29 protein-coding genes are annotated in these 18,985 nt (G+C 44.6%); 2 read left to right on the top strand and 27 right to left on the bottom strand.

From position 1 onward, the window contains the following. Nucleotides 1-493: 493 nt before the first annotated feature. On the bottom strand, nt 494-715 hold the full coding sequence (locus VKA52_RS09230; RefSeq protein WP_160916759.1) for a hypothetical protein: 222 nt from the start codon (nt 713-715) through the stop codon (nt 494-496). A 118-nt stretch (nt 716-833) separates the two neighbouring features. Here VKA52_RS09230 and pdaB point away from each other — a divergent pair, with 118 nt between their 5' ends. Then, nucleotides 834-1,592: a polysaccharide deacetylase family sporulation protein PdaB gene (pdaB, locus tag VKA52_RS09225; RefSeq protein WP_160916757.1), complete on the top strand. Its 759-nt coding sequence runs from the start codon at nt 834-836 to the stop codon at nt 1,590-1,592. Nucleotides 1,593-1,638: 46 nt separating this feature from the next. Here the strand turns inward: pdaB and VKA52_RS09220 are convergent, their stop codons facing one another. Beyond that, on the bottom strand, nt 1,639-2,238 hold the full coding sequence (locus VKA52_RS09220; protein ID WP_160916755.1) for a KinB-signaling pathway activation protein: 600 nt from the start codon (nt 2,236-2,238) through the stop codon (nt 1,639-1,641). Between the two features lie 140 nt (nt 2,239-2,378). Between VKA52_RS09220 and gerD the strand changes: the two genes are divergently transcribed. Then, entirely contained in the window at nt 2,379-3,032 is a 654-nt protein-coding gene (gene gerD, locus VKA52_RS09215) for a spore germination lipoprotein GerD (protein WP_160916753.1), read from the top strand. Between the two features lie 48 nt (nt 3,033-3,080). On the opposite strand, the gene VKA52_RS09210 is transcribed toward gerD, so the two are convergent. The 25 genes from VKA52_RS09210 to rpsH all read right to left on the bottom strand — a co-directional run bounded on the left by VKA52_RS09210 (nt 3,081) and on the right by rpsH (nt 18,976). After that, nucleotides 3,081-4,145, bottom strand: coding sequence for a P-loop NTPase (locus VKA52_RS09210; RefSeq protein WP_442788835.1), 1,065 nt, complete (start codon nt 4,143-4,145; stop codon nt 3,081-3,083). A 68-nt stretch (nt 4,146-4,213) separates the two neighbouring features. After that, nucleotides 4,214-4,939, bottom strand: coding sequence for an N-acetylmuramoyl-L-alanine amidase CwlD (gene cwlD / locus VKA52_RS09205; protein ID WP_160916749.1), 726 nt, complete (start codon nt 4,937-4,939; stop codon nt 4,214-4,216). Between the two features lie 122 nt (nt 4,940-5,061). After that, nucleotides 5,062-5,910: a VOC family protein gene (locus VKA52_RS09200; protein ID WP_326315272.1), complete on the bottom strand. Its 849-nt coding sequence runs from the start codon at nt 5,908-5,910 to the stop codon at nt 5,062-5,064. 257 nt (nt 5,911-6,167) lie between these two features. Then, nucleotides 6,168-6,560 carry a 30S ribosomal protein S9 gene (gene rpsI / locus VKA52_RS09195; RefSeq protein WP_075038155.1) on the bottom strand — a complete coding sequence of 131 codons (393 nt, stop codon included), beginning with the start codon at nt 6,558-6,560 and terminating at the stop codon, nt 6,168-6,170. Nucleotides 6,561-6,578: 18 nt separating this feature from the next. Beyond that, a complete protein-coding gene (gene rplM, locus VKA52_RS09190) occupies nt 6,579-7,016 on the bottom strand; it encodes a 50S ribosomal protein L13 (protein WP_146818442.1) in 438 nt (145 codons plus the stop codon). 214 nt (nt 7,017-7,230) lie between these two features. Continuing rightward, complete coding sequence (truA, locus tag VKA52_RS09185) at nt 7,231-7,971, bottom strand: tRNA pseudouridine(38-40) synthase TruA (protein ID WP_326315267.1); 741 nt, start codon at nt 7,969-7,971, stop codon at nt 7,231-7,233. Between the two features lie 16 nt (nt 7,972-7,987). Beyond that, nucleotides 7,988-8,785 (bottom strand): energy-coupling factor transporter transmembrane component T family protein, encoded by a 798-nt coding sequence (locus VKA52_RS09180; RefSeq protein ID WP_115894998.1) that lies wholly within the window; start codon nt 8,783-8,785, stop codon nt 7,988-7,990. Next, nucleotides 8,778-9,650, bottom strand: coding sequence for an energy-coupling factor ABC transporter ATP-binding protein (locus VKA52_RS09175; RefSeq protein WP_326315263.1), 873 nt, complete (start codon nt 9,648-9,650; stop codon nt 8,778-8,780). The genes VKA52_RS09180 and VKA52_RS09175 overlap by 8 nt, the downstream gene beginning before the upstream one ends. Then, the gene (locus VKA52_RS09170) at nt 9,626-10,465 is read right to left on the bottom strand and encodes an energy-coupling factor ABC transporter ATP-binding protein (protein ID WP_115895000.1); all 840 of its coding nucleotides are present in this window, start codon (nt 10,463-10,465) and stop codon (nt 9,626-9,628) included. Before VKA52_RS09170 ends, VKA52_RS09175 begins: the two co-directional genes overlap by 25 nt. A gap of 189 nt (nt 10,466-10,654) precedes the next feature. Next, nucleotides 10,655-11,014, bottom strand: coding sequence for a 50S ribosomal protein L17 (gene rplQ / locus VKA52_RS09165; protein WP_160916742.1), 360 nt, complete (start codon nt 11,012-11,014; stop codon nt 10,655-10,657). A 45-nt stretch (nt 11,015-11,059) separates the two neighbouring features. After that, entirely contained in the window at nt 11,060-12,004 is a 945-nt protein-coding gene (locus tag VKA52_RS09160) for a DNA-directed RNA polymerase subunit alpha (RefSeq protein WP_089654419.1), read from the bottom strand. Between the two features lie 180 nt (nt 12,005-12,184). Continuing rightward, nucleotides 12,185-12,580: a 30S ribosomal protein S11 gene (rpsK, locus tag VKA52_RS09155; RefSeq protein ID WP_146818455.1), complete on the bottom strand. Its 396-nt coding sequence runs from the start codon at nt 12,578-12,580 to the stop codon at nt 12,185-12,187. A gap of 30 nt (nt 12,581-12,610) precedes the next feature. After that, nucleotides 12,611-12,976, bottom strand: a complete 366-nt coding sequence (rpsM, locus tag VKA52_RS09150) for a 30S ribosomal protein S13 (RefSeq protein ID WP_160916740.1) — start codon at nt 12,974-12,976, stop codon at nt 12,611-12,613. A 24-nt stretch (nt 12,977-13,000) separates the two neighbouring features. Further along, the gene (gene rpmJ / locus VKA52_RS09145; protein ID WP_002509257.1) at nt 13,001-13,114 is read right to left on the bottom strand and encodes a 50S ribosomal protein L36; all 114 of its coding nucleotides are present in this window, start codon (nt 13,112-13,114) and stop codon (nt 13,001-13,003) included. A gap of 28 nt (nt 13,115-13,142) precedes the next feature. Further along, complete coding sequence (gene infA, locus VKA52_RS09140; RefSeq protein WP_008636026.1) at nt 13,143-13,361, bottom strand: translation initiation factor IF-1; 219 nt, start codon at nt 13,359-13,361, stop codon at nt 13,143-13,145. Further along, nucleotides 13,339-13,674 (bottom strand): KOW domain-containing RNA-binding protein, encoded by a 336-nt coding sequence (locus VKA52_RS09135; protein ID WP_035511657.1) that lies wholly within the window; start codon nt 13,672-13,674, stop codon nt 13,339-13,341. Before VKA52_RS09135 ends, infA begins: the two co-directional genes overlap by 23 nt. A 16-nt stretch (nt 13,675-13,690) precedes the next feature. Further along, nucleotides 13,691-14,437: a type I methionyl aminopeptidase gene (gene map / locus VKA52_RS09130; RefSeq protein ID WP_160916738.1), complete on the bottom strand. Its 747-nt coding sequence runs from the start codon at nt 14,435-14,437 to the stop codon at nt 13,691-13,693. Then, nucleotides 14,434-15,087 carry an adenylate kinase gene (locus VKA52_RS09125; RefSeq protein ID WP_115895002.1) on the bottom strand — a complete coding sequence of 218 codons (654 nt, stop codon included), beginning with the start codon at nt 15,085-15,087 and terminating at the stop codon, nt 14,434-14,436. The genes map and VKA52_RS09125 overlap by 4 nt, the downstream gene beginning before the upstream one ends. Nucleotides 15,088-15,130: 43 nt before the next feature. Beyond that, nucleotides 15,131-16,423, bottom strand: coding sequence for a preprotein translocase subunit SecY (gene secY, locus VKA52_RS09120; RefSeq protein WP_115895003.1), 1,293 nt, complete (start codon nt 16,421-16,423; stop codon nt 15,131-15,133). Next, on the bottom strand, nt 16,423-16,863 hold the full coding sequence (rplO, locus tag VKA52_RS09115; protein ID WP_089654425.1) for a 50S ribosomal protein L15: 441 nt from the start codon (nt 16,861-16,863) through the stop codon (nt 16,423-16,425). Before rplO ends, secY begins: the two co-directional genes overlap by 1 nt. Nucleotides 16,864-16,893: 30 nt before the next feature. After that, entirely contained in the window at nt 16,894-17,076 is a 183-nt protein-coding gene (gene rpmD, locus VKA52_RS09110) for a 50S ribosomal protein L30 (RefSeq protein ID WP_089654426.1), read from the bottom strand. 18 nt (nt 17,077-17,094) lie between these two features. Next, nucleotides 17,095-17,589: a 30S ribosomal protein S5 gene (gene rpsE / locus VKA52_RS09105; RefSeq protein WP_326315280.1), complete on the bottom strand. Its 495-nt coding sequence runs from the start codon at nt 17,587-17,589 to the stop codon at nt 17,095-17,097. 23 nt (nt 17,590-17,612) lie between these two features. After that, nucleotides 17,613-17,975 (bottom strand): 50S ribosomal protein L18, encoded by a 363-nt coding sequence (gene rplR, locus VKA52_RS09100; protein ID WP_115895005.1) that lies wholly within the window; start codon nt 17,973-17,975, stop codon nt 17,613-17,615. A 35-nt stretch (nt 17,976-18,010) separates the two neighbouring features. Next, the gene (rplF, locus tag VKA52_RS09095) at nt 18,011-18,547 is read right to left on the bottom strand and encodes a 50S ribosomal protein L6 (RefSeq protein ID WP_089654428.1); all 537 of its coding nucleotides are present in this window, start codon (nt 18,545-18,547) and stop codon (nt 18,011-18,013) included. A 30-nt stretch (nt 18,548-18,577) separates the two neighbouring features. Then, nucleotides 18,578-18,976, bottom strand: coding sequence for a 30S ribosomal protein S8 (gene rpsH / locus VKA52_RS09090; protein WP_089654429.1), 399 nt, complete (start codon nt 18,974-18,976; stop codon nt 18,578-18,580). Nucleotides 18,977-18,985: the final 9 nt, after the last annotated feature.

Here is an 18,985-nt window from a genome sequence, read left to right as displayed (position 1 = left end):
AGGATCAAACTCTCCATAAAAGTTAAGTTTGACTTGCTCATTTGCACACCGAATGTGCTTTGTTTCAAATCTCTTCTATAAAGAAGAAATGTTTTGACGTACTGGTTGGTTCGTTCAGTTTTCAAAGATCAAATGTTTTGTCCGCCGCCTCGTCAGCGACTTAATTAGTTTATCACTTTCAGTTGTTTGTGTCAACAACTTTTTTCGTGATTTTTTTCGGTGTCGTTTTGGCGACAAATAATAATTTATCATGTCTGCCCTGCAGTGTCAACAACTTTTTTCAAAAGAAAATTGTTTGTTATTGCTGCGTTATTTGTTTTCCGACAACGTTTAATAATATATCACAGACTAAAATTGAAAAGCAATGCTTTTTTTGAAATTCATAATAAAAAATTGTTTCAATGAGTAAACATCCATATGAAAAGCCCTGATCTACATTCAGGGCTTAGTTGTGACCTTTAGTATTATGGATAAGCTGGAATTGATTATAGCATTAATTCTGTTTCTTCTTCCTGGGCATATACTGTAAACATTCTTCTCTGGTTGCAAACCTGCGGAAAATCTGAAAAAGAACGTCATACCTTTCTTCCATCGCTCTTTTCAGTCCTTGGTCAATTCTGTGGTCTCCGAGGTCAAACGTGATTTCTTCCATCTCTCTCTTCAACAAATATTCAATTTCACGACGTTCCTGTTCGCTAATCATTAAACCATGCACCTTAAAGGACCTCCCTTTAACAACTCTCTATATTTTTACCCTAAATCTTGTGTTTTTAGCATAGGTTGTCCTTTTTTTCATATGTATAGAACATATTGGAAGGAAGGTGAATCGTGCAATGAGTTTCTACACTTGGAAAGCTGAGCGGATGAAACGCTATGGAGTGGTGGTGGCTTTGGCATTTTTTTGCGCCCTCTTTTTATGGATTGGACAGTGGAGTCAACTCCCCGTCTTTTCAAATGAAGGTGAGCCCCGTGCTTTGACCCAAGGAAGCGATAAAAATTCGAACGTTGCACTGACATTTAATATAAGCTGGGGAACAGAAAAGGTTCATGACGTGTTGAAGCAGTTGGAAGCCAACAAAGCCCAGGCAACTTTTTTCGTTAGTGGGGAATGGGCAGAACGTCACCCTGATATTATTAAAGCTATTCATGAAGGAAAACACGAAATCGGGATGATGGGATATAAATACGAAAGTTACCTTGAAAGAAAACCCGCCCAAGTGCAACAGGACATAAATCAAGCGAAAGAAGCTTTTGAAAAACTGGGCTTTGAAGAAATCAAATGGATTCGTCCGCCCCATGGTCACATGGATAAAGAGGTTTTGAAGTTGATCGAAAATGAAGGAATGCAAGCGGTGCAATGGAGCATCAACCCAAGAGACTGGGAAAACCCAGGCACAAACACCATCATTGATACCGTTCTGAATGAAGGTTCAGAAGGGGATATCATCTTGATGCATGCATCTGACTCCGTGAAACAAACCGCGAAAGCACTTGAAGTCATCCTGCCCGGTTTAAAACAAAAAGGACTAAAATTCGTAAGCATTACTGAACTGGTGAGTGGGACAGAATCAGAAACCACTCAAATTGAATAACCCCCTAAAAAAACAACCACCGCTCTTTCTATGCGGTGGTTGTTTTTCAGGCAGCTTTTTCAGGGGTTTTTGTTATACGGTGGAGCAAGATGAGTTGATATGCATTACAGATGAACAAAGGAATAATCATCAGCCACACATAATCGCTGCCTTGCGCTCTCAAAGCAGGGACCCATTCTACACTCGTAACAACAACCATAAAAAACAAGGCAGGAATAAATGCATGCCACTTCGTTTCTTTTGCTTTTACATAAGCAACGATAATGGAAAGTCCGAGAAGACCTAAGGCTGTCCACAAAAACGGCCAGATGGATGCATCTTCTGCTGCCTGATATCTAAAATACACAAGGTCAAAGAGTGTAAAAGCAATCAGGAAAAGTTGGACCGGCGTCCAAAATGAACGGAAGATACCCTTTCCAAACTGATTGACTGTCAGGTAGGCGAAGAAGCCCATTTGACTAATGATGCTGAATATAAATCCAAGTCCCGCAAAAAATAACAATAAGCCAAAGAGCTCGAAGAGTTGGAACGGCTTCAGCACTTCAGTATAAGAATCATATTTGAAAATAAAACTGATGACCAGTGTCGTCAAACCACCGATCCATAAGGTCGTTAAAAACAACCTTACCCATTTACGACTATTCACGGAAGTTCCCCCTATTATCCAAAAGACTTTTCCACCGTATTTTACCACGAAGTCGAGCTTTTTTCCTCCAGACTTCGTATAATTTCTGTCGAATCGCAGATAGTAAACGTAAGGAGAACTTAAGAAAGGGGACATGCAAAATGTCCAAACTCCGATTCTTATGTCCCGTCCTGATCCTTGTACTCCTGGCTGCTTGCAGCGGGGCATCAAGCGCAAGTGAACAGACGGATTATGATACAACGAAGAAGATGATCGTTGATATTCTGAAATCGGACGACGGGAAAAAAGCGATGACTGAAGTACTTTCTGATGAGAAAATGCAGCAACAAATGGCCCTGGAGTCAGAAGTTGTATCGCAGGCTGTCCAACAGACACTCGTATCTGAAGAAGGAAAAGCTTTTTGGAGTAAATTGTTCTCCGATCCAAAATTCGTCCAAGAGTTCAGTAAAGTCCTTGAAGATCAGCAGAAAAAGCTGATGAAAGGACTAATGAAAGATGCTGAGTATCAAAAATTGATGATTGAGCTTTATAAAAACCCTGAAATGATGAAGGAAATGGTTACCGTCATGGAAGGGCAGCAATTCCGTTCACATCTGCAAAAAACCATTGACGAAACATTGAACAGCCCTGTTTTCCAAGCGAAAATGAGTGAAACCTTATTGAAAGCAGCGGAAAAAATGCAGAGTGGTGGCGGTGGGAAATCTGATTCCTCCGGTCAAGGTGGCGAAAGCAGTAGTGAAGAACAATCCGGCAGTGGTGGCGGCGGTGAAGGTGAAAAAAGTCAGCAAGGCTAGCCACAAGTCAAAAAAACACGCACTTCTTAAAGAAGTGCGTGTTTTTTATTAATACTTATCAATTACTTTCGCAGCCATATTACGGTAAATGACACCGACTGGATGATCTGCCTGATAGACAGATGGTGCGAAAACATCCTCTTCCTCGTACGGCTGTTGAAGCGGCACGTGTCCAAGGACGCCTGTTTGAAGAGTTTCAGCGAGCTTCACGCCGCCCCCTCTACCGAAGACGAACTCTTTGTTGCCTGTCTCTTTACTCTCGAAATAAGCCATATTTTCAACGACACCTAGGATCTCATGTTCCGTTTTCAGAGCCATTTGCCCTGCACGTGCAGCTACAAAAGCAGCTGTCGGGTGCGGAGTCGTAACGATGATCTCTTTAGAAGACGGCAGCATAGAGTGTACATCCAATGCCACATCTCCTGTTCCTGGCGGCAAGTCAAGAAGAAGATAATCGAGGTCGCCCCATTCCACTTCTTTAAAAAAGCTCGTCAACATTTTACCGAGCATGGGCCCGCGCCAGATAATCGGGGAGTTATCTTCCACAAAGAAGCCCATCGATACAAGCTTGACTCCGAAGCGTTCTACAGGAATAATCTTTTCGCCGCGAACGACCGGCCGTTCTTCCACACCCATCATATCCGGCACACTGAAACCATAGATATCCGCGTCAATAATTCCGACTTTCTTACCAAGGCGGGTTAAAGCAACAGCAAGGTTAACCGTAACTGTGGACTTCCCTACACCACCCTTACCACTGGCAATGGAGATAAACTTCGTCCCGGTATTTCCACCTAGAAGAGAAGCTTCCTGTTCCTGCTCCGCTTCGGGCTGGAATCTTTGAATCACATCATCCGGAAGCTGGTCGAAACGCAGGCCGACCGTTGCGGCTCCCCCACTTTTCAGTTCATTAACAATTTTCTGCTGCAATTCCATCTGTTCAGCGGTATTTGTCTTTCCGATCAATATCTTAACGCTGACATGATTTTTCTCTTCCTTAATTTTTATCTCTTCAACTCCACCTGTTTCTTCCAACGTTTTATGTAAAAACGGGTCTTCGATCGAATGGAGGATTTCTAGTACTTTTCCTTCTGTCAACAAGCCGTTCACCATCCTTAGAAATATGTTTCACTATGGCTAGTATAACATATATGAAACGCTTTCTAAGTGATTTGCTTCAATCAATCTTCTGATGGCAGCTCTCTTTCTGTCACATACCGGAGCACTCCCTGATAGATGGATGCTGACATCTTCCTTTGGTAATCATTATCCTTTAACAATTCTCTTTCCCCAGGGTTTGATAAAAACCCGGCTTCCACTAAGACACCTGGAGCTTTCGCGTGTTTAAGGATATAGATACTGGACAAGCCAAAAGCTCCACGATCCGTATTCCCTATGTTCTCCTTGATTTCGGATTGAATAAACTTGGCCAACGTTTTGCTTTCCTCATTTTTTGGATAGTAAAAAGTCTGGGCGCCGCTCCATTTTTCAGAAGGAATGGCATTCAAGTGTATACTGATGTATAAATCCGCTTCTTTTTCTTCAATGTACTGAACCCTGTTCCTGACATCTTCCGCCTGCCTGCGCCGAGCTTTTTCCGCTTCATCTGATGCAAGGTCATTGTCATCATCACGGGTTAGGTACACGAGTGCTCCCGCTTGCTGCAAATAATCACGAAGGTACTCAGCCATTTGCAGCGTAATGACTTTCTCTTCCGTACCATCTTTGCCAGAAGCACCAGCATCAGGTCCCCCATGCCCAGGATCCAATACAATCACTTTCCCGGACAGCGGAGATGACCATACTGTCCAAGCGTCCTTCGCTTCCTGAATCGGATAGGAAACAGCGCACACCAATACAATAATCCCTGCTAACCATAGAAAAGTTTTCAACCTAGGATTTCGCATACCTCACACTCCCTTATACTCCTCCATTTCACTATATGGGACAGGATGGACAAATATGTGAAAGCATGAGGAAGCTTTTTAGCAGGGAATCATAACACTCTATTTTCGTTTTGGTTTAAAATTTAAACAACTAACCGTATGCGGTTCTTTGATGGATCTATGGTGTAGATCACTCCATCCTTTTCATCGACAGAAGCTCCCATTTGCCGGATTCTATGGATCGCTTCTTCCCTTGAGTGGTTCTGAGGAAAATGAAGATCAAACCATTTCAACCCTGCTTCCTGCTTCTCTGGAGACGGGGCATCGGTACCCTTCCATGTGTTGAGCCCGATGTGGTGATGATAGTTAGCCGATGAAATAAACAAGGCTTCATCACCGAGCCGGCCCACTACATCGAAACCTAAGCCATCACAATAGAATTGTTTCGCTTTTTCAAGATCAGAGACATGGAGATGAACATGCCCCATGACCGTCCGATCCGGCAGCCCCACCCACCCGGGGTTCGTTTCAAAACGGAACAACCCCTCAAAGTCCAATGGGTCAACTGCCATCTTCACCTCACTGCCGGACCATTCCCATAAGGAAGAGGGCCGGTCAATATACACCTCAATTCCATTTCCATCAGGATCAGAAAAGTAGATCGCTTCACTAACGAGGTGATCGGCTGAAGCCACCTGAACGTTTTTATTAATCAAGTGTTTGACCAAATCGGCGAGATCTGACTTTTCCGGCAAAAGGAGCGCAAAGTGATACAGTCCTGTCGCTTTTCTATTAGGTGGTCTAACATCTTGATCCTCCTCAAGGACAAGAAGCGGTTTTTCTCCCCCTGCACTTAAATGAACGGCTTTACTGGACCGCGCCCATATTTGAAAACCGATAATGTTTGTATAAAAATCCAACGATCGATTCAGATCCATGACTCGTAAAGTGACTAGATTGACATGGGTGTTTTCTTTTTCATGAAAAAGCATGTGAACTCCTCCATTCGTATATCTTTTCCCTCAGTATATCGGAATAAGAATTTCACATATATTCATATGCTTTCAAGTATGTCTGGCACCGGCTTTACTTTCATAGATGCCTGGCACCCCTTTCGCTAGATCCAGTGCCAGGCACCCTTTGTTAGCACCGTTGTCTGGGACGTCATTTAAGACCTCACCGAAACAAAAATAAACATAAAAAAAGACTCCCAACCGAGTCGGTTGAGAGTCTTTTGCATAAGCAATGATTAACGCTTGGAGAATTGTGGAGCGCGACGAGCACCTTTAAGACCGTATTTCTTACGCTCTTTCATACGTGCGTCACGAGTCAATAGACCAGCGCGCTTCAATGGTGTACGGTATTCAGGATCCGCTTGTAACAATGCACGAGCGATTCCGTGACGGATTGCACCAGCTTGTCCTGTGAATCCACCGCCATCTACGTTTACATAAACGTCATAGTTACCTTCTGTTTCTGTAACAGCTAGAGGCTGTTTCAGAATCATACGAAGCGTTTCATATGGGAAAAAGTCTTCAGCATCACGTTTGTTTACTACTACACGACCAGTTCCTGGAACAAGACGTACACGAGCTGTTGAGCTCTTACGACGACCAGTACCTGAGTATTGTACTTGTGCCACTAAGATTACCTCCTTTGATTATCCGCGAAGTTCGTAAACTTCTGGTTTTTGTGCTTCATGCTTGTGGTCCGCACCAGCGTAAACATGAAGTTTCTTGCCCATCTTACGTCCAAGACTTCCTTTTGGAAGCATCCCTTTAACAGCAAGCTCTAGCATTTGCTCAGGGTATTTCGTACGCATTTCGTTAGCCGTACGGGATTTCAAACCACCTACGTGGTTAGAGTGACGATAATAGATCTTATCGTTGATTTTGTTACCTGTAAGTTGGATCTCACCAGCATTGATGATGATGACGTGGTCACCAGTGTCAACGTGTGGTGTGTATGTTGGTTTATTTTTACCGCGAAGGATCGCAGCAACTTCGCTCGCTAAACGGCCGAGTGTTTGCCCTGCAGCATCCACAACATACCATTTACGTTCAACGTTGTTTTCATTTGCCATGAAAGTTGTGCGCATATCGGTTTCCCTCCTGAAATGTTTGATTTCTCATAGACTTCGTTACTACTTTATCATTTATCTCAAATACGATTAGTTTTCCGGGGCTAACCGTGGTACAGAAATAAAATGCCATAGAATATAATATAACACCTTGTAACTATATGTCAAGGGCATGCACACCTGGATTCGTTGTTTTTTTAAAAGAGTGCCTCAATTTCCGGGGCGAACCCATCTAATAAAACACTTCCCATAAAAACAAGCCTTGCGGGGGTGCCGTCTTCCCTGCTTCGTTACGGTTTTTTGCTTCGATGATCCTCTTTACATCTTCAGGGTCACGTTCGTTCCTTCCAATTTCCAAAAGCGTGCCGACAAGAATCCGAACCATGTTATAGAGAAAGCCTGAGCCACGGAAGACAAAAACCATGTCATTTCCCTCTTTGGTTATCTCTGCTTTGTAAATCGTCCGAACCTTGGCCCCTTTGATGTCTGTCTTCGGTGAACAAAAAGAGGTGAAATCATGCTCTCCCTCAAGATGCCTGCACGCTTCTCTCATCCGGTTGATGTCAAGTTCTGCGCGTACGTGGTGAGTATAGTGACGGCGGAAGAGGTCCGGCTCATGAGCCTGATAGACATAATAGCGGTACTCTTTTCCCTTGGCATCATATCTTGCATGGAATTCTTCCGTTGCTTGCTCAGCAGAAACGACTTGAATATCATCCGGTAGAAGCGAGCCCAAGGCTCTTTTCCAATTCGCCATAGGAATATGGAGGGGAGTATCAAAATGAATCACCTGACCGACCGCGTGAACACGGGCATCCGTACGTCCGGAAGCGACCACTTTCACCTGATCTCCTTTGTGCATTTTCCTTAATGCTTTTTCAAGCTCCGCCTGAATGGTATTCCCATTAGGCTGAACCTGATAGCCGGCGTAATTCGTCCCATCATAACCGATGACCATACGAATTCTTTTCATAAAACGTTCCTCCCCGTCAGCTTCTCGTCATGAATAGGGCGATGACTAATAGAGCGAACAGGACATACAAAGAAATATCAAGCTTCGATATCCTCAGCTCCCTGAGTTTTGTACGACCTTCCCCTCCTTGATAGCCACGCGCTTCCATCGCCATAGCGAGCTCTTCTGCGCGTTTGAACGCACTGACGAACAAAGGTACTAGAAGAGGTACAATCGCCTTCACACGGTCCTTTAACGCCCCTGTGCGGAAATCTACCCCTCGGGAGGCCTGGGCTTTGGAAATTTTCTCTGTCTCCTGCATCAGTGTCGGAATGAAACGGAGGGAGATCGACATCATCAGTGCCAGTTCATGGACTGGGAACTTCACTTTTTTCAGTGGACCCAACAGCTCCTCGATGGCATCTGTAATTTCTATCGGCGTTGTTGTCAACGTAAGCAGCGAGGTCACAAGAATGAGGAGAAAGAACCGTAATGAAATGGCTCCCCCCTGGACAAGACCTTCTCTGTATACATCCCAGCCCAATATAGAAAACACGACGTCCCCCTCCCTCGTGACAATTAAATGGAGAAGGAACGTAAACACAATAAGGAACCATACCGGTTTCAAACCTTTCATAATGTAACGGAAGGGGACCCGGGATAGCAAGGCACTGCCAACAGCAAAAAGAGCAAGTACCCCGTAGCTCATAACAGAGTTAGCAAAAAATACGATCACAACAAAAAAGAAGATGATAGCGATTTTCGAACGAGGGTCAAGGCGATGGATCACGGAATCTGTCGGAATATATTGGCCGATAATTAAAGAACTACTCATGATCGCTGCCCCCTCTCACTTTGCGGGCTAATTCTTTTGCTAACTCAGCTATGGTCTGCCCTTTATACTCAAGTTCAATCCCATACTCTTTCTCAGCCTTGCTCAAGAAGGAGATAACTTCCGGAACATCCAACTGGACGCGCTCAAGGTCTTCCTTCTGTTGAAAAATCTCCAATGGAGTCCCTTCTTTGTAAAGTTCCCCATGGTTCATGATCAAAATATAATCGGCATAAGCAAGCGCATCTTCCATGCTGTGAGTGACTAAGATTGTCGTCAGTTCCTTTTCACGATGAAGGTCGTAAAACATATCCATCACTTCTCTTTGACCGCTGGGATCAAGTCCTGCCGTTGGTTCATCTAAAACAAGGACCTTAGGATCCATGGCAAGTACCCCGGATATAGCTACACGACGCATCTGCCCACCACTCAAGTCGAATGGTGAACGATCGAGCAAATCTTCAGGAAGCTTCGTTGATTGAACCGCAGCTTTTGTCCGTCGCTCAATTTCTTCCTGGGGGACACCAAAATTCTGCGGACCGAAAGCAATGTCCTTGGCCACTGTTTCTTCGAACAATTGGTGTTCAGGATATTGGAATACAACACCGACTTTCTCACGTAACTCTCTCAAGTGCTTGTTTTTCACACCAGCTTCAATGGTGAAGTTACCCACCTGTATTTTTCCTTCTGTTGGCTGCAGCAGTCCGTTCAAGTGCTGAATCAGCGTCGACTTCCCTGACCCAGTATGACCAATGACAGCTACAAAGGATCCAGATTCAATCGAGAAGGTCATATCATTCAGTGCTTTGTGTTCGAATGGACTATTCGGTTGATAGGTATAGCTTACATGGTCAAACGAGATGTGCATAAGTCCTCCAACAACTCCTGGTGATTGAGTGGCTCACGAGATAGGCTTAAACCTTCTGCTTTGAGGTGATCAGCCATTTTACTTACAAACGGAGTATCCAAGCCAATTTCAGTCAACTGTTCTTTTCTAGAGAATACGTCACGCGGCGTCCCTTCCATCCAGACTTCTCCACCATTCATGACAATCACTCTTGAAGCCAATGTCACTTCTTGAAGGTCATGGGTAATGGTCACTAATGAAAGGTCTCTTTCCTGCTGGACGTCGCTGACGGTCTGCATGATTTCTTTTCTTCCTTTTGGATCAAGCATAGCGGTTGCTTCATCAAGAATGATAAATTCAGGGGACACAGCAAGGACGCTGGCGATGGCCACGCGCTGTTTTTGGCCTCCTGATAATCGATGGGGTTCATGCGTCTCGTATGCTTCCATACGGACAGAGTTCAGACTTTCTTGAATCCGCTCAAGCATAAGGTCACGAGGCATACCGTGGTTTTCCATACCGAAGGCTACATCATCCCTTACGGTAGTCCCAACAAACTGGTTATCCGGATTTTGAAAAACCATCCCCACCTGTTTCCTGACTTCCCATACCGTCTCAGGGGTCACTTTCATTCCATCGACGATAATTTCCCCTTCCTGAGGGAACAAAAGCCCATTCATTAATTTAGCAATTGTCGATTTGCCTGAACCATTATGACCGATGATGGCCACCCATTCATCCGGACCTATGGTGAAGCTCACGTCCTTTAACACCCAGGGCATGTCTTCCTGGTATTTAAAAGACACATGACGAAACTCGACTTGTCTCTCTCCCATCTGTGTTCCTCCTCTGCTCAACTGACTATTTCCCAGGAAATATGACACCATTTCCTATCAACCGAAGGGTGGCTCATCTAAATTCCGACGCCACCCTGACGGTATTTCCTTCCATTTGGATATAAAAAAAGGGCTGGATGTAACCTCGCGATGAGATTCAGTCCTGCCCTTTTACCCTCATGGTATTCATTAAACTAGTTCAATGATCGCCATTTTCGCTCCATCACCTTTACGCTCGCCTAGCTTAAGCACGCGAGTGTAACCACCTTGACGGTCTTCATAGCGTGGGCCGATGTCAGAGAATAGCTTTTGCAAAGCTGTCTGCTCCCCATCTTCGTCGGCTTGCGCATTGTAAAGGAATGATTCAGCTTGACGACGGGCATGTAGATCGCCGCGTTTCCCTAGTGTAATCATTTTTTCTACAACAGATTTAAGCTCTTTCGCTTTAGCTTCTGTTGTTTCCAAACGTTCGTGAATGATCAAGTCTGTCGCTAAGTTGCGAAGTAGCGCCATACGCTGATCCGTTGTACGTCCTAGTTTTCTAGCCATTGATAATCCCTCCCTTATCTGAATCTCTTAGATGTGTTCTATCAATCAATCGTCTTTTCTTAGACCTAATCCCAGTTCGTCCAACTTGTGCTTCACTTCTTCAAGTGACTTGCGACCAAGGTTACGTACCTTCATCATGTCTTCTTCAGACTTATTCGCAAGTTCCTGCACTGTGTTGATACCAGCGCGCTTCAAGCAGTTGTAGGAACGGACAGATAGATCAAGTTCTTCGATCGTCATTTCTAGAACTTTTTCTTTTTGGTCCTCTTCTTTTTCAACCATGATTTCAGCTTTTTGAGCTTCATCAGTAAGGCCTACAAAGATATTGAGGTGTTCCATATAGATTTTAGCCCCAAGAGAGATCGCTTCTTCCGGACGAATGCTGCCGTCCGTCCATACATCCAACGTCAACTTGTCAAAGTTAGATGTTTGACCGATTCTAGTGTTCTCTACTTGATACGTTACACGGGATACCGGCGTAAAAATAGAGTCAACTGGAATAACGCCAATTGGTTGATCCTCATGGTTGTTTCCTTCAGCCGGACGATATCCTCGGCCGCGTTCTGCTGTAATACGTGCACGGAAGCTGGAGTTGCTATCTAATGTTGCGATGTGAAGATCTGGATTAAGAACTTCTACATCACTGTCGTGCGTAATGTCAGCCGCTGTAACTTTTCCTTCACCCTGTACATCAATCTCCAAAGTCTTTTCTTCGTCGGAATAAACCTTCAAAGCTAGTTTCTTCAGATTAAGAATAACTGTAGTTACGTCCTCGACGACACCTTCAATGGTTGAGAACTCATGAAGGACCCCGTCAATTTGAACTGATGTGACAGCAGAGCCGGGAAGTGAGGATAATAGGATACGACGCAAGGAGTTCCCTAGAGTTGTACCATACCCACGCTCAAGCGGTTCTACGACGAACTTACCAAAAGTAGACTCATCGCTGATCTCGACCGTTTCAATCTTTGGCTTTTCAATTTCGATCATTTACACTAAACCCTCCTTCAAAACGTCGAAACCCCGGTTAGACAATAGGTCTAACCGAAATTCCTCAGGTAGGCAGTCCCGATAAAAAGACAACTGCATATTTTCTCTGTCTACGACGGTGATGATATAAAAGCTATCATAACCCATTATAGACAGGGTGACAAATTCTATTCAGAACTATTATACGCGACGACGTTTTGGTGGGCGGCAACCATTGTGTGGAACTGGAGTTACGTCACGGATTGCCGTAATTTCAAGACCTGCTGCTTGTAGAGAACGGATCGCTGCTTCACGACCAGCACCAGGGCCTTTAACTGTTACTTCAAGAGTTTTCATACCGTTGTCCATAGCGTCTTTCGCTGCAGCTTCAGAAGCCATTTGAGCAGCGAATGGAGTAGATTTACGGGAACCTTTGAAACCAAGGGATCCGGCACTGCTCCATGCGATAACGTTACCTTGAACATCAGTGATCGTTACGATTGTGTTGTTGAAAGTAGAGCGGATGTGTGCCACACCGGTCTCTATATTCTTTTTCACGCGACGCTTACGACTACGAGTGTTTCCTTTACGTGCCATATAGTTAGCTTACCTCCTTTGTGATGCTTATTATTTACGTTTGTTAGCCACGGTACGACGTGGGCCTTTACGTGTACGAGAGTTGTTTTTTGTCTTCTGTCCGCGAAGTGGAAGTCCACGACGGTGACGGATTCCGCGATAAGAACCGATCTCGATCAAACGCTTGATGTTAAGAGAGTTCTCACGACGAAGGTCACCTTCCGTGTTGTGTTGTTCCACTGCTTTACGGATTTTACCTAGTTCGTCTTCTGTAAGGTCGCGAACGCGAGTATCTTCAGAAACGCCAGCTTCAGCTAGTACGTCTTTGGCAAGGGATTTACCGATACCATATACGTAAGTTAGGGATACGACTACTCGCTTATCACGAGGAATATCTACACCTGCAATACGTGCCATAAGTTACGTGCACCTCCTTCAGTTTTAGCCTTGTTTTTGTTTATGCTTAGGGTTTTCACAGATAACCATGACTTTACCTTTACGTTTGATGACTTTGCATTTTTCGCAAATTGGTTTTACAGAAGGCCTTACCTTCATCATCCATACCTCCTTTAAGATCGGAGTTTTATTTATAACGGTACGTAATACGTCCTTTAGTTAAGTCATAAGGGGAAAGTTCTACCGTTACCTTGTCTCCTGGTAAGATTCGAATGAAGTGCATGCGAATTTTCCCGGAAACGTGCGCTAAAACGGAGTGACCGTTCTCGAGTTCAACCTTGAACTGAGCGTTCGGTAAGGTTTCAACGACGGTCCCTTCTACTTCAATTACATCGTCTTTCGCCATCGAGTTGATCTCCCTTCTTCAAATCAGTCACTGCTTCATTGACATATTTTGATACGGCAAATCGAAGCTTGCCATTTGTGACACGACCAGTTTCCAGAAGGCTGTCCTGGACTTCCGGAGAGATGAAATCCATAAGCTCAACATGTTGCAAATTCTTTTTCTTTGGTCGATCATACTTACGTTTCTCTCCGTCGGCAAGCAGCACAAAGCGGCCATCCAGTACATCGATTACTACCGCGTACTGTCCTGCCTCACGCCCCTGCACAATACGAACAATTTGACCTATTCGCGGACTCGACTCAGATTCGTTCAAAAACGATCACCTTCACTTAGGATTTTGTAAGGATTTCGTACCCTTCATCCGTAATTGCAATGGTGTGCTCAAAGTGAGCGCACCTTTTACCATCTTGAGTGACTACCGTCCAATGATCGCCGAGCGTCTTCACATAGCGAGAGCCAGCGTTCACCATCGGTTCTACAGCCAATACCATGCCAGGTTTGAGGCGTGGTCCTTTGTTTGGCGGGCCGTAATGAGGAATTTGAGGATCCTCATGAAGCTCCTGCCCTACTCCGTGACCCACATACTCCCTCACAATCGAAAAGCCTTCAGGCTCAACGAAACTCTGGATCGCATGGGATATATTTGAAAGGCGTACACCTGGTTTTGCTTCATCAAGTCCTTTAAACAATGATTGCTCAGTAACTCTCAACAATTCCATGGTTTCATCATCGACGGTTCCGACCGGATACGTCCAGGCCGAGTCTCCGTGATAACCTTTATATTTGGCACCAATATCGATGCTGATGATATCACCTTCGTTCAACACCCTGTCTCCAGGGATACCATGAACGAGTTCTTCGTTGACAGATGCACAGATACTTCCACGGAATCCATTATAACCTTTAAAAGATGGGATTGCATCCATACTGCGTATGAATTCATCTGCAATCTTATCCAATTCCCCAGTTGTTATACCAGGTTGGATCTTTTGTTCCAACTTTTGGTGCGTCAAGGCGACGATCCGCCCTGCTTCACGCATAATATCTAATTCCCGTGAAGTCTTACAAATAATCATTCAGCTAGTTCTCCCAGCTTTTGATCGATGTCTTGGAATACTTCGTTGATATCTTTGTCACCTTCGAATGATACCAAGTAGCCTTTCTCTTGGTAGAAATCAAGCAGAGGTTGTGATTGCTCAACATTGACCTCCAGGCGCTTTCTTACGGTGTCAGGCTGATCGTCTTCGCGCTGAATCAACTCAGAGCCATCGTGATCACACTTGCCATCTTCTTTAGGCGGGTTGAAGACCACGTGATAGGTAGCACCGCACGTAGGGCAGATGCGTCGTCCAGTAAGACGCTCGATGAGTTGCTCCTTGGGAACATCGATATGAAGGACATAGTCCAATGACTCTTTCATATCAGTTAATAGGTTCTCAAGAGCTTCTGCTTGGGCGATTGTTCTCGGGAAACCATCTAAAAGGAATCCTTTTTGACAATCAGGTTTACTTAGACGCTCGCGAACGATTCCGATGGTCACTTCATCGGGAACCAATTCGCCTTTGTCCATATAGGATTTGGCTTCTTTGCCCAGTGCTGTTCCTTCTTTGATAGCTAATCGGAACATATCTCCAGTTGAGATATGAGGGATGTCATATTTTTCGACTATCTTCTCAGCCTGAGTACCTTTACCGGCACCAGGGAGACCCATCAGAATTAAATTCAACGTGTTCCCCTCGCTCTCATTTATTCATTAGCTTTGACACTAATTATTTAATGAATCCTTGATAGTGGCGTTTTACAAGCTGACTTTCCAGCTGCTTCATGATCTGAAGGGCAACCCCTACAACAATCAGCAGTCCGGTACCTCCGATTTGAATACTTGGTGGCAGCTGCGCGGCAGAGCCCAAGATGATCGGCAGGATAGAGACAGCTGCAAGGAAGATGGATCCTACGAATGTTAATCGGTACATCACCCGAGTCAAGTACGTTTCCGTATTGGCTCCAGGACGAATCCCCGGGATATACCCGCCTTGCTTCTTCAAGTTTTCTGCCATTTGTTCCGGGTTGACCTGAACAAAAGTATAGAAATAAGTGAAGGCAATGATCAACGCAACATAGATAATCATTCCAGGCCAGTTTTGATAATCAAATATATATTGAATGACGGAGGCTACTTCGCTGTTCTCAAAAAGACCAGCGACGGTTCTTGGTGCGATAATGAAAGATATCGCAAAGATGACCGGAATGACTCCTGCAGCATTCACTTTTAGTGGTAAGTGAGTAGAATGCCCACCTACTGGCGAACGGTTAACCAAACGTTTTGCATATTGAATAGGAATCTTACGAAGGGCTTGTTGGATGAAGATGACTCCCACAACAACCGCAATAATAACAAGTACAATCAGAGCGATGATGACCAGGTTAATGAACAATTCTTCTCCAGCACCGGAAATGTATTGATCATACAACTGGTTGACACCGGTCGGGATTGCAGCAACGATCCCTGCAAAAATTAGAATGGAAATACCATTTCCAACACCGTGTTCAGTGATTTGCTCACCAAGCCACATTAGAAACGCTGTACCGCCTGTCAAGACAAGAGCAATGATTAAGAATTTCGTAACCCCTGGGTCAGCGATCAATTGACCACCAGCCAGTGCATTAAAACCTATAGACATGCCGATGGCTTGAATGAAAGCGAGCACAATCGTTCCATAGCGGGTAAACTGAGCTAATTTTCGACGGCCGACTTCACCTTGCTTCTTCCATTCCGCAAACTTAGGAACGACGTCCATCTGCAACAATTGCATGATGATGGAGGCTGTAATGTAGGGCATGATCCCCATAGCGAAGATGGAGAAGTTTTGTAATGCCCCGCCTCCGAATGTGTTCAGGAAACCGAACGCATTCTGTTCATCCATGAAATTGATGGCTTCTCTATTTGTAAAAGGAACCGGGATGAATGTTCCCAGGCGAAAAACAATGAGCATCAACAAAGTGAAAATAATCTTCCGTCGAATATCACCCACGCGCATAAAATTGGAGATTGTCCGGAACATTAAATCACCTCAGTTTGACCGCCCGCTGCTTCAATTGCTTCTTTCGCGGAAGCAGAGAACTTGTGAGCTTTCACTGTAAGTTTCTTTTCGATTGAACCTTTAGCTAATACTTTGATTCCGGCTTTTTGGTTGCTTACCACACCAGACTCAAGCAATAGCTCAGGAGTAACCTCTGTGCCTTCTTCGAAGCGATTCAGTGCATCAAGGTTGATAATCGCAAATTCCTTACGGTGAACGTTAGTGAAACCACGCTTAGGCAGGCGTTGGAAAAGTGGCATTTGACCACCCTCGAAACCTGGGCGAGTTTTGCTTCCTGAACGCTGGCCTTGACCTTTGTGACCACGACCGGAAGTTTTACCGTTACCAGATGCCATACCACGACCTACGCGGTTACGTTCTTTACGAGTACCTTTAGCAGGTTTTAGTTCATGCAGTTTCATGCGTTGCACCTCCTTATATCTTTTGTAGAGTTAAACTTCTTTAACCGAAACTAGGTGAGACACCTTATTAGCCATACCTCGGATCGCTGGGTTATCTTCAAGTACGACAGTTTGACGGATCTTATTCAGACCTAGCGCCTTGACAGTAGAGCGCTGATCTTGCGGTCTACCAATAACACTGCGCGTGAGGGTAATTTCTAACTGTTTAGCCATTTTATTTCCCTCCTTATCCTACAGTTCTTCTACTGATTTACCACGAAGTTTAGCGACGTCTTCTGCACGCTTAAGCTCGCTAAGTCCAGTGATTGTAGCACGTACCATGTTGATTGGCGTGTTAGAACCAAGTGACTTAGATAGGATGTCTTGAACACCTGCAAGCTCAAGTACCGCACGGACAGGTCCACCAGCGATAACTCCGGTACCTTCTGCTGCTGGTTTCATAAGAATGTTACCTGCACCAAAACGTCCGTTGATTTCGTGAGGAATTGTCGTGTTCTTCACTGGTACTGTGATTAGATTTTTCTTAGCATCATCAATGGCTTTTTTGATCGCTTCCGGTACCTCTTGGGCTTTTCCTGTACCGAATCCGACATGACCATTTTTATCTCCAACTACAACCAATGCAGCAAAACGGAAACGACGTCCACCTTTAACTACCTTAGCTACACGGTTGATGGTAACTACGCGTTCTTCAAGATCAAGTTTGTTAGGATCGATGTTTGTAATCATTTATGTCCCTCCTTTAACTATTAAAATTCTAGGCCGGCTTCGCGAGCGGCTTCAGCTAGTGCTTTCACACGTCCATGATACAAGTAACCTCCACGGTCGAATACAACAACTTTAAAACCGTTGTCGATCGCACGCTTAGCCACTAATTCACCGACTTTTTGAGCAGCCTCGACATTGCCTGTAGCATCAAGGTTGAAGTCATTGTCTACAGTAGACGCACTTGCTACTGTTACTTGGCTTTCATCGTTGATTAGCTGAGCATAAATGTGTTTGTTAGAGCGATATACGTTCAAGCGTGGGCGTTCAGCGGTGCCAAAGACATTCTTACGAACGCGTGCATGACGCTTTTTACGTACGACATTTTTATCTGCCTTCGTGATCATCAGGGTCACTCCTTTCTATACGTTAGCTACGAGTCTTACTTAGCTGTTTTACCTTCTTTTCTGCGTACATATTCGCCTTCGTAGCGAATTCCTTTACCTTTGTAAGGCTCTGGAGGACGGATCGCACGGATTTTCGCAGCTACTGCACCAACAAGTTCTTTGTCGATTCCTTTAACTGTTACTTTCGTGTTGGATGGAACTTCGATTTCGATACCTTCGTGGTTATCGACTTCAACAGGGTGAGAGTAACCAGCGTTGATTACAACATTTTGACCCTGTTTCTGCGCACGGTAACCAACACCGATGATTTCAAGACTCTTTTCATAGCCTTTAGAAACACCTTCAACCATGTTACCGATCAGGCTGCGTGTAGTACCGTGAAGAGCACGGTGTTCTTTGTGGTCGCTCGGACGAGCTACAGTAAGAACGTTGTCCTCAACTTTAACTGTGATGTCCTTGTGGAAAGTACGAGTCAATTCCCCTTTAGGACCTTTAACTGTAATCGTGTTGTTATCCTGGATGATTTCTACACCTTCAGGAATTTCAAGTGATTTTAAACCTACGCGAGACATATGTTTGCACCTCCTGTCTGATCTGTTTTTTTACCAGATGTAAGCTAGAACTTCGCCACCGATGGCTTGTTCACGAGCTTCTTTATCTGTCAATACACCTTTTGAAGTGGATACAACGGCTACACCTAGGCCGTTAAGAACTTTCGGAAGTTCTTCAGCGTTAGCGTAAACACGTAGACCTGGCTTACTGATACGCTTCACACCAGTGATTACACGCTCGTTGTTTTGACCGTACTTAAGGAAGATGCGAAGAACTCCTTGCTTGTTGTCTTCTACAAATTCGTAGTCACGTACAAAACCTTCGCGCTTAAGAATATCAGCGATTTCTTTTTTAACGTTGGAAGCTGGAAGCTCAAGCTTCTCGTGACGCACCATGTTAGCGTTACGAATACGTGTCAGCATATCTGCAATTGGATCTGTCATTGTCATAACTCATTA

It is taken from the genome of Halobacillus sp. HZG1 (assembly GCF_035818575.1).
Lineage (GTDB): Bacteria > Bacillota > Bacilli > Bacillales > Halobacillaceae > Halobacillus > Halobacillus litoralis.
This window is presented reverse-complemented; position numbering and strand designations above follow the sequence as displayed.

Coding starts and splice junctions, on each gene's coding strand:
- pdaB (WP_160916757.1), top strand. CDS start 834: ATGAGTTTCTACACTTGGAAAGCTGAGCGGATGAAACGCTATGGAGTG.
- gerD (WP_160916753.1), top strand. CDS start 2,379: ATGTCCAAACTCCGATTCTTATGTCCCGTCCTGATCCTTGTACTCCTG.
- VKA52_RS09210 (WP_442788835.1), bottom strand. CDS start 4,145: ATGGTGAACGGCTTGTTGACAGAAGGAAAAGTACTAGAAATCCTCCAT.
- cwlD (WP_160916749.1), bottom strand. CDS start 4,939: ATGCGAAATCCTAGGTTGAAAACTTTTCTATGGTTAGCAGGGATTATT.
- VKA52_RS09200 (WP_326315272.1), bottom strand. CDS start 5,910: ATGCTTTTTCATGAAAAAGAAAACACCCATGTCAATCTAGTCACTTTA.
- rplM (WP_146818442.1), bottom strand. CDS start 7,016: ATGCGCACAACTTTCATGGCAAATGAAAACAACGTTGAACGTAAATGG.
- truA (WP_326315267.1), bottom strand. CDS start 7,971: ATGAAAAGAATTCGTATGGTCATCGGTTATGATGGGACGAATTACGCC.
- VKA52_RS09180 (WP_115894998.1), bottom strand. CDS start 8,785: ATGAGTAGTTCTTTAATTATCGGCCAATATATTCCGACAGATTCCGTG.
- VKA52_RS09175 (WP_326315263.1), bottom strand. CDS start 9,650: ATGCACATCTCGTTTGACCATGTAAGCTATACCTATCAACCGAATAGT.
- VKA52_RS09170 (WP_115895000.1), bottom strand. CDS start 10,465: ATGGGAGAGAGACAAGTCGAGTTTCGTCATGTGTCTTTTAAATACCAG.
- rplQ (WP_160916742.1), bottom strand. CDS start 11,014: ATGGCTAGAAAACTAGGACGTACAACGGATCAGCGTATGGCGCTACTT.
- VKA52_RS09160 (WP_089654419.1), bottom strand. CDS start 12,004: ATGATCGAAATTGAAAAGCCAAAGATTGAAACGGTCGAGATCAGCGAT.
- rpsK (WP_146818455.1), bottom strand. CDS start 12,580: ATGGCACGTAAAGGAAACACTCGTAGTCGTAAGCGTCGCGTGAAAAAG.
- rpsM (WP_160916740.1), bottom strand. CDS start 12,976: ATGGCACGTATTGCAGGTGTAGATATTCCTCGTGATAAGCGAGTAGTC.
- rpmJ (WP_002509257.1), bottom strand. CDS start 13,114: ATGAAGGTAAGGCCTTCTGTAAAACCAATTTGCGAAAAATGCAAAGTC.
- infA (WP_008636026.1), bottom strand. CDS start 13,361: ATGGCGAAAGACGATGTAATTGAAGTAGAAGGGACCGTCGTTGAAACC.
- map (WP_160916738.1), bottom strand. CDS start 14,437: ATGATTATTTGTAAGACTTCACGGGAATTAGATATTATGCGTGAAGCA.
- secY (WP_115895003.1), bottom strand. CDS start 16,423: ATGTTCCGGACAATCTCCAATTTTATGCGCGTGGGTGATATTCGACGG.
- rplO (WP_089654425.1), bottom strand. CDS start 16,863: ATGAAACTGCATGAACTAAAACCTGCTAAAGGTACTCGTAAAGAACGT.
- rpmD (WP_089654426.1), bottom strand. CDS start 17,076: ATGGCTAAACAGTTAGAAATTACCCTCACGCGCAGTGTTATTGGTAGA.
- rplR (WP_115895005.1), bottom strand. CDS start 17,975: ATGATCACGAAGGCAGATAAAAATGTCGTACGTAAAAAGCGTCATGCA.
- rplF (WP_089654428.1), bottom strand. CDS start 18,547: ATGTCTCGCGTAGGTTTAAAATCACTTGAAATTCCTGAAGGTGTAGAA.
- rpsH (WP_089654429.1), bottom strand. CDS start 18,976: ATGACAATGACAGATCCAATTGCAGATATGCTGACACGTATTCGTAAC.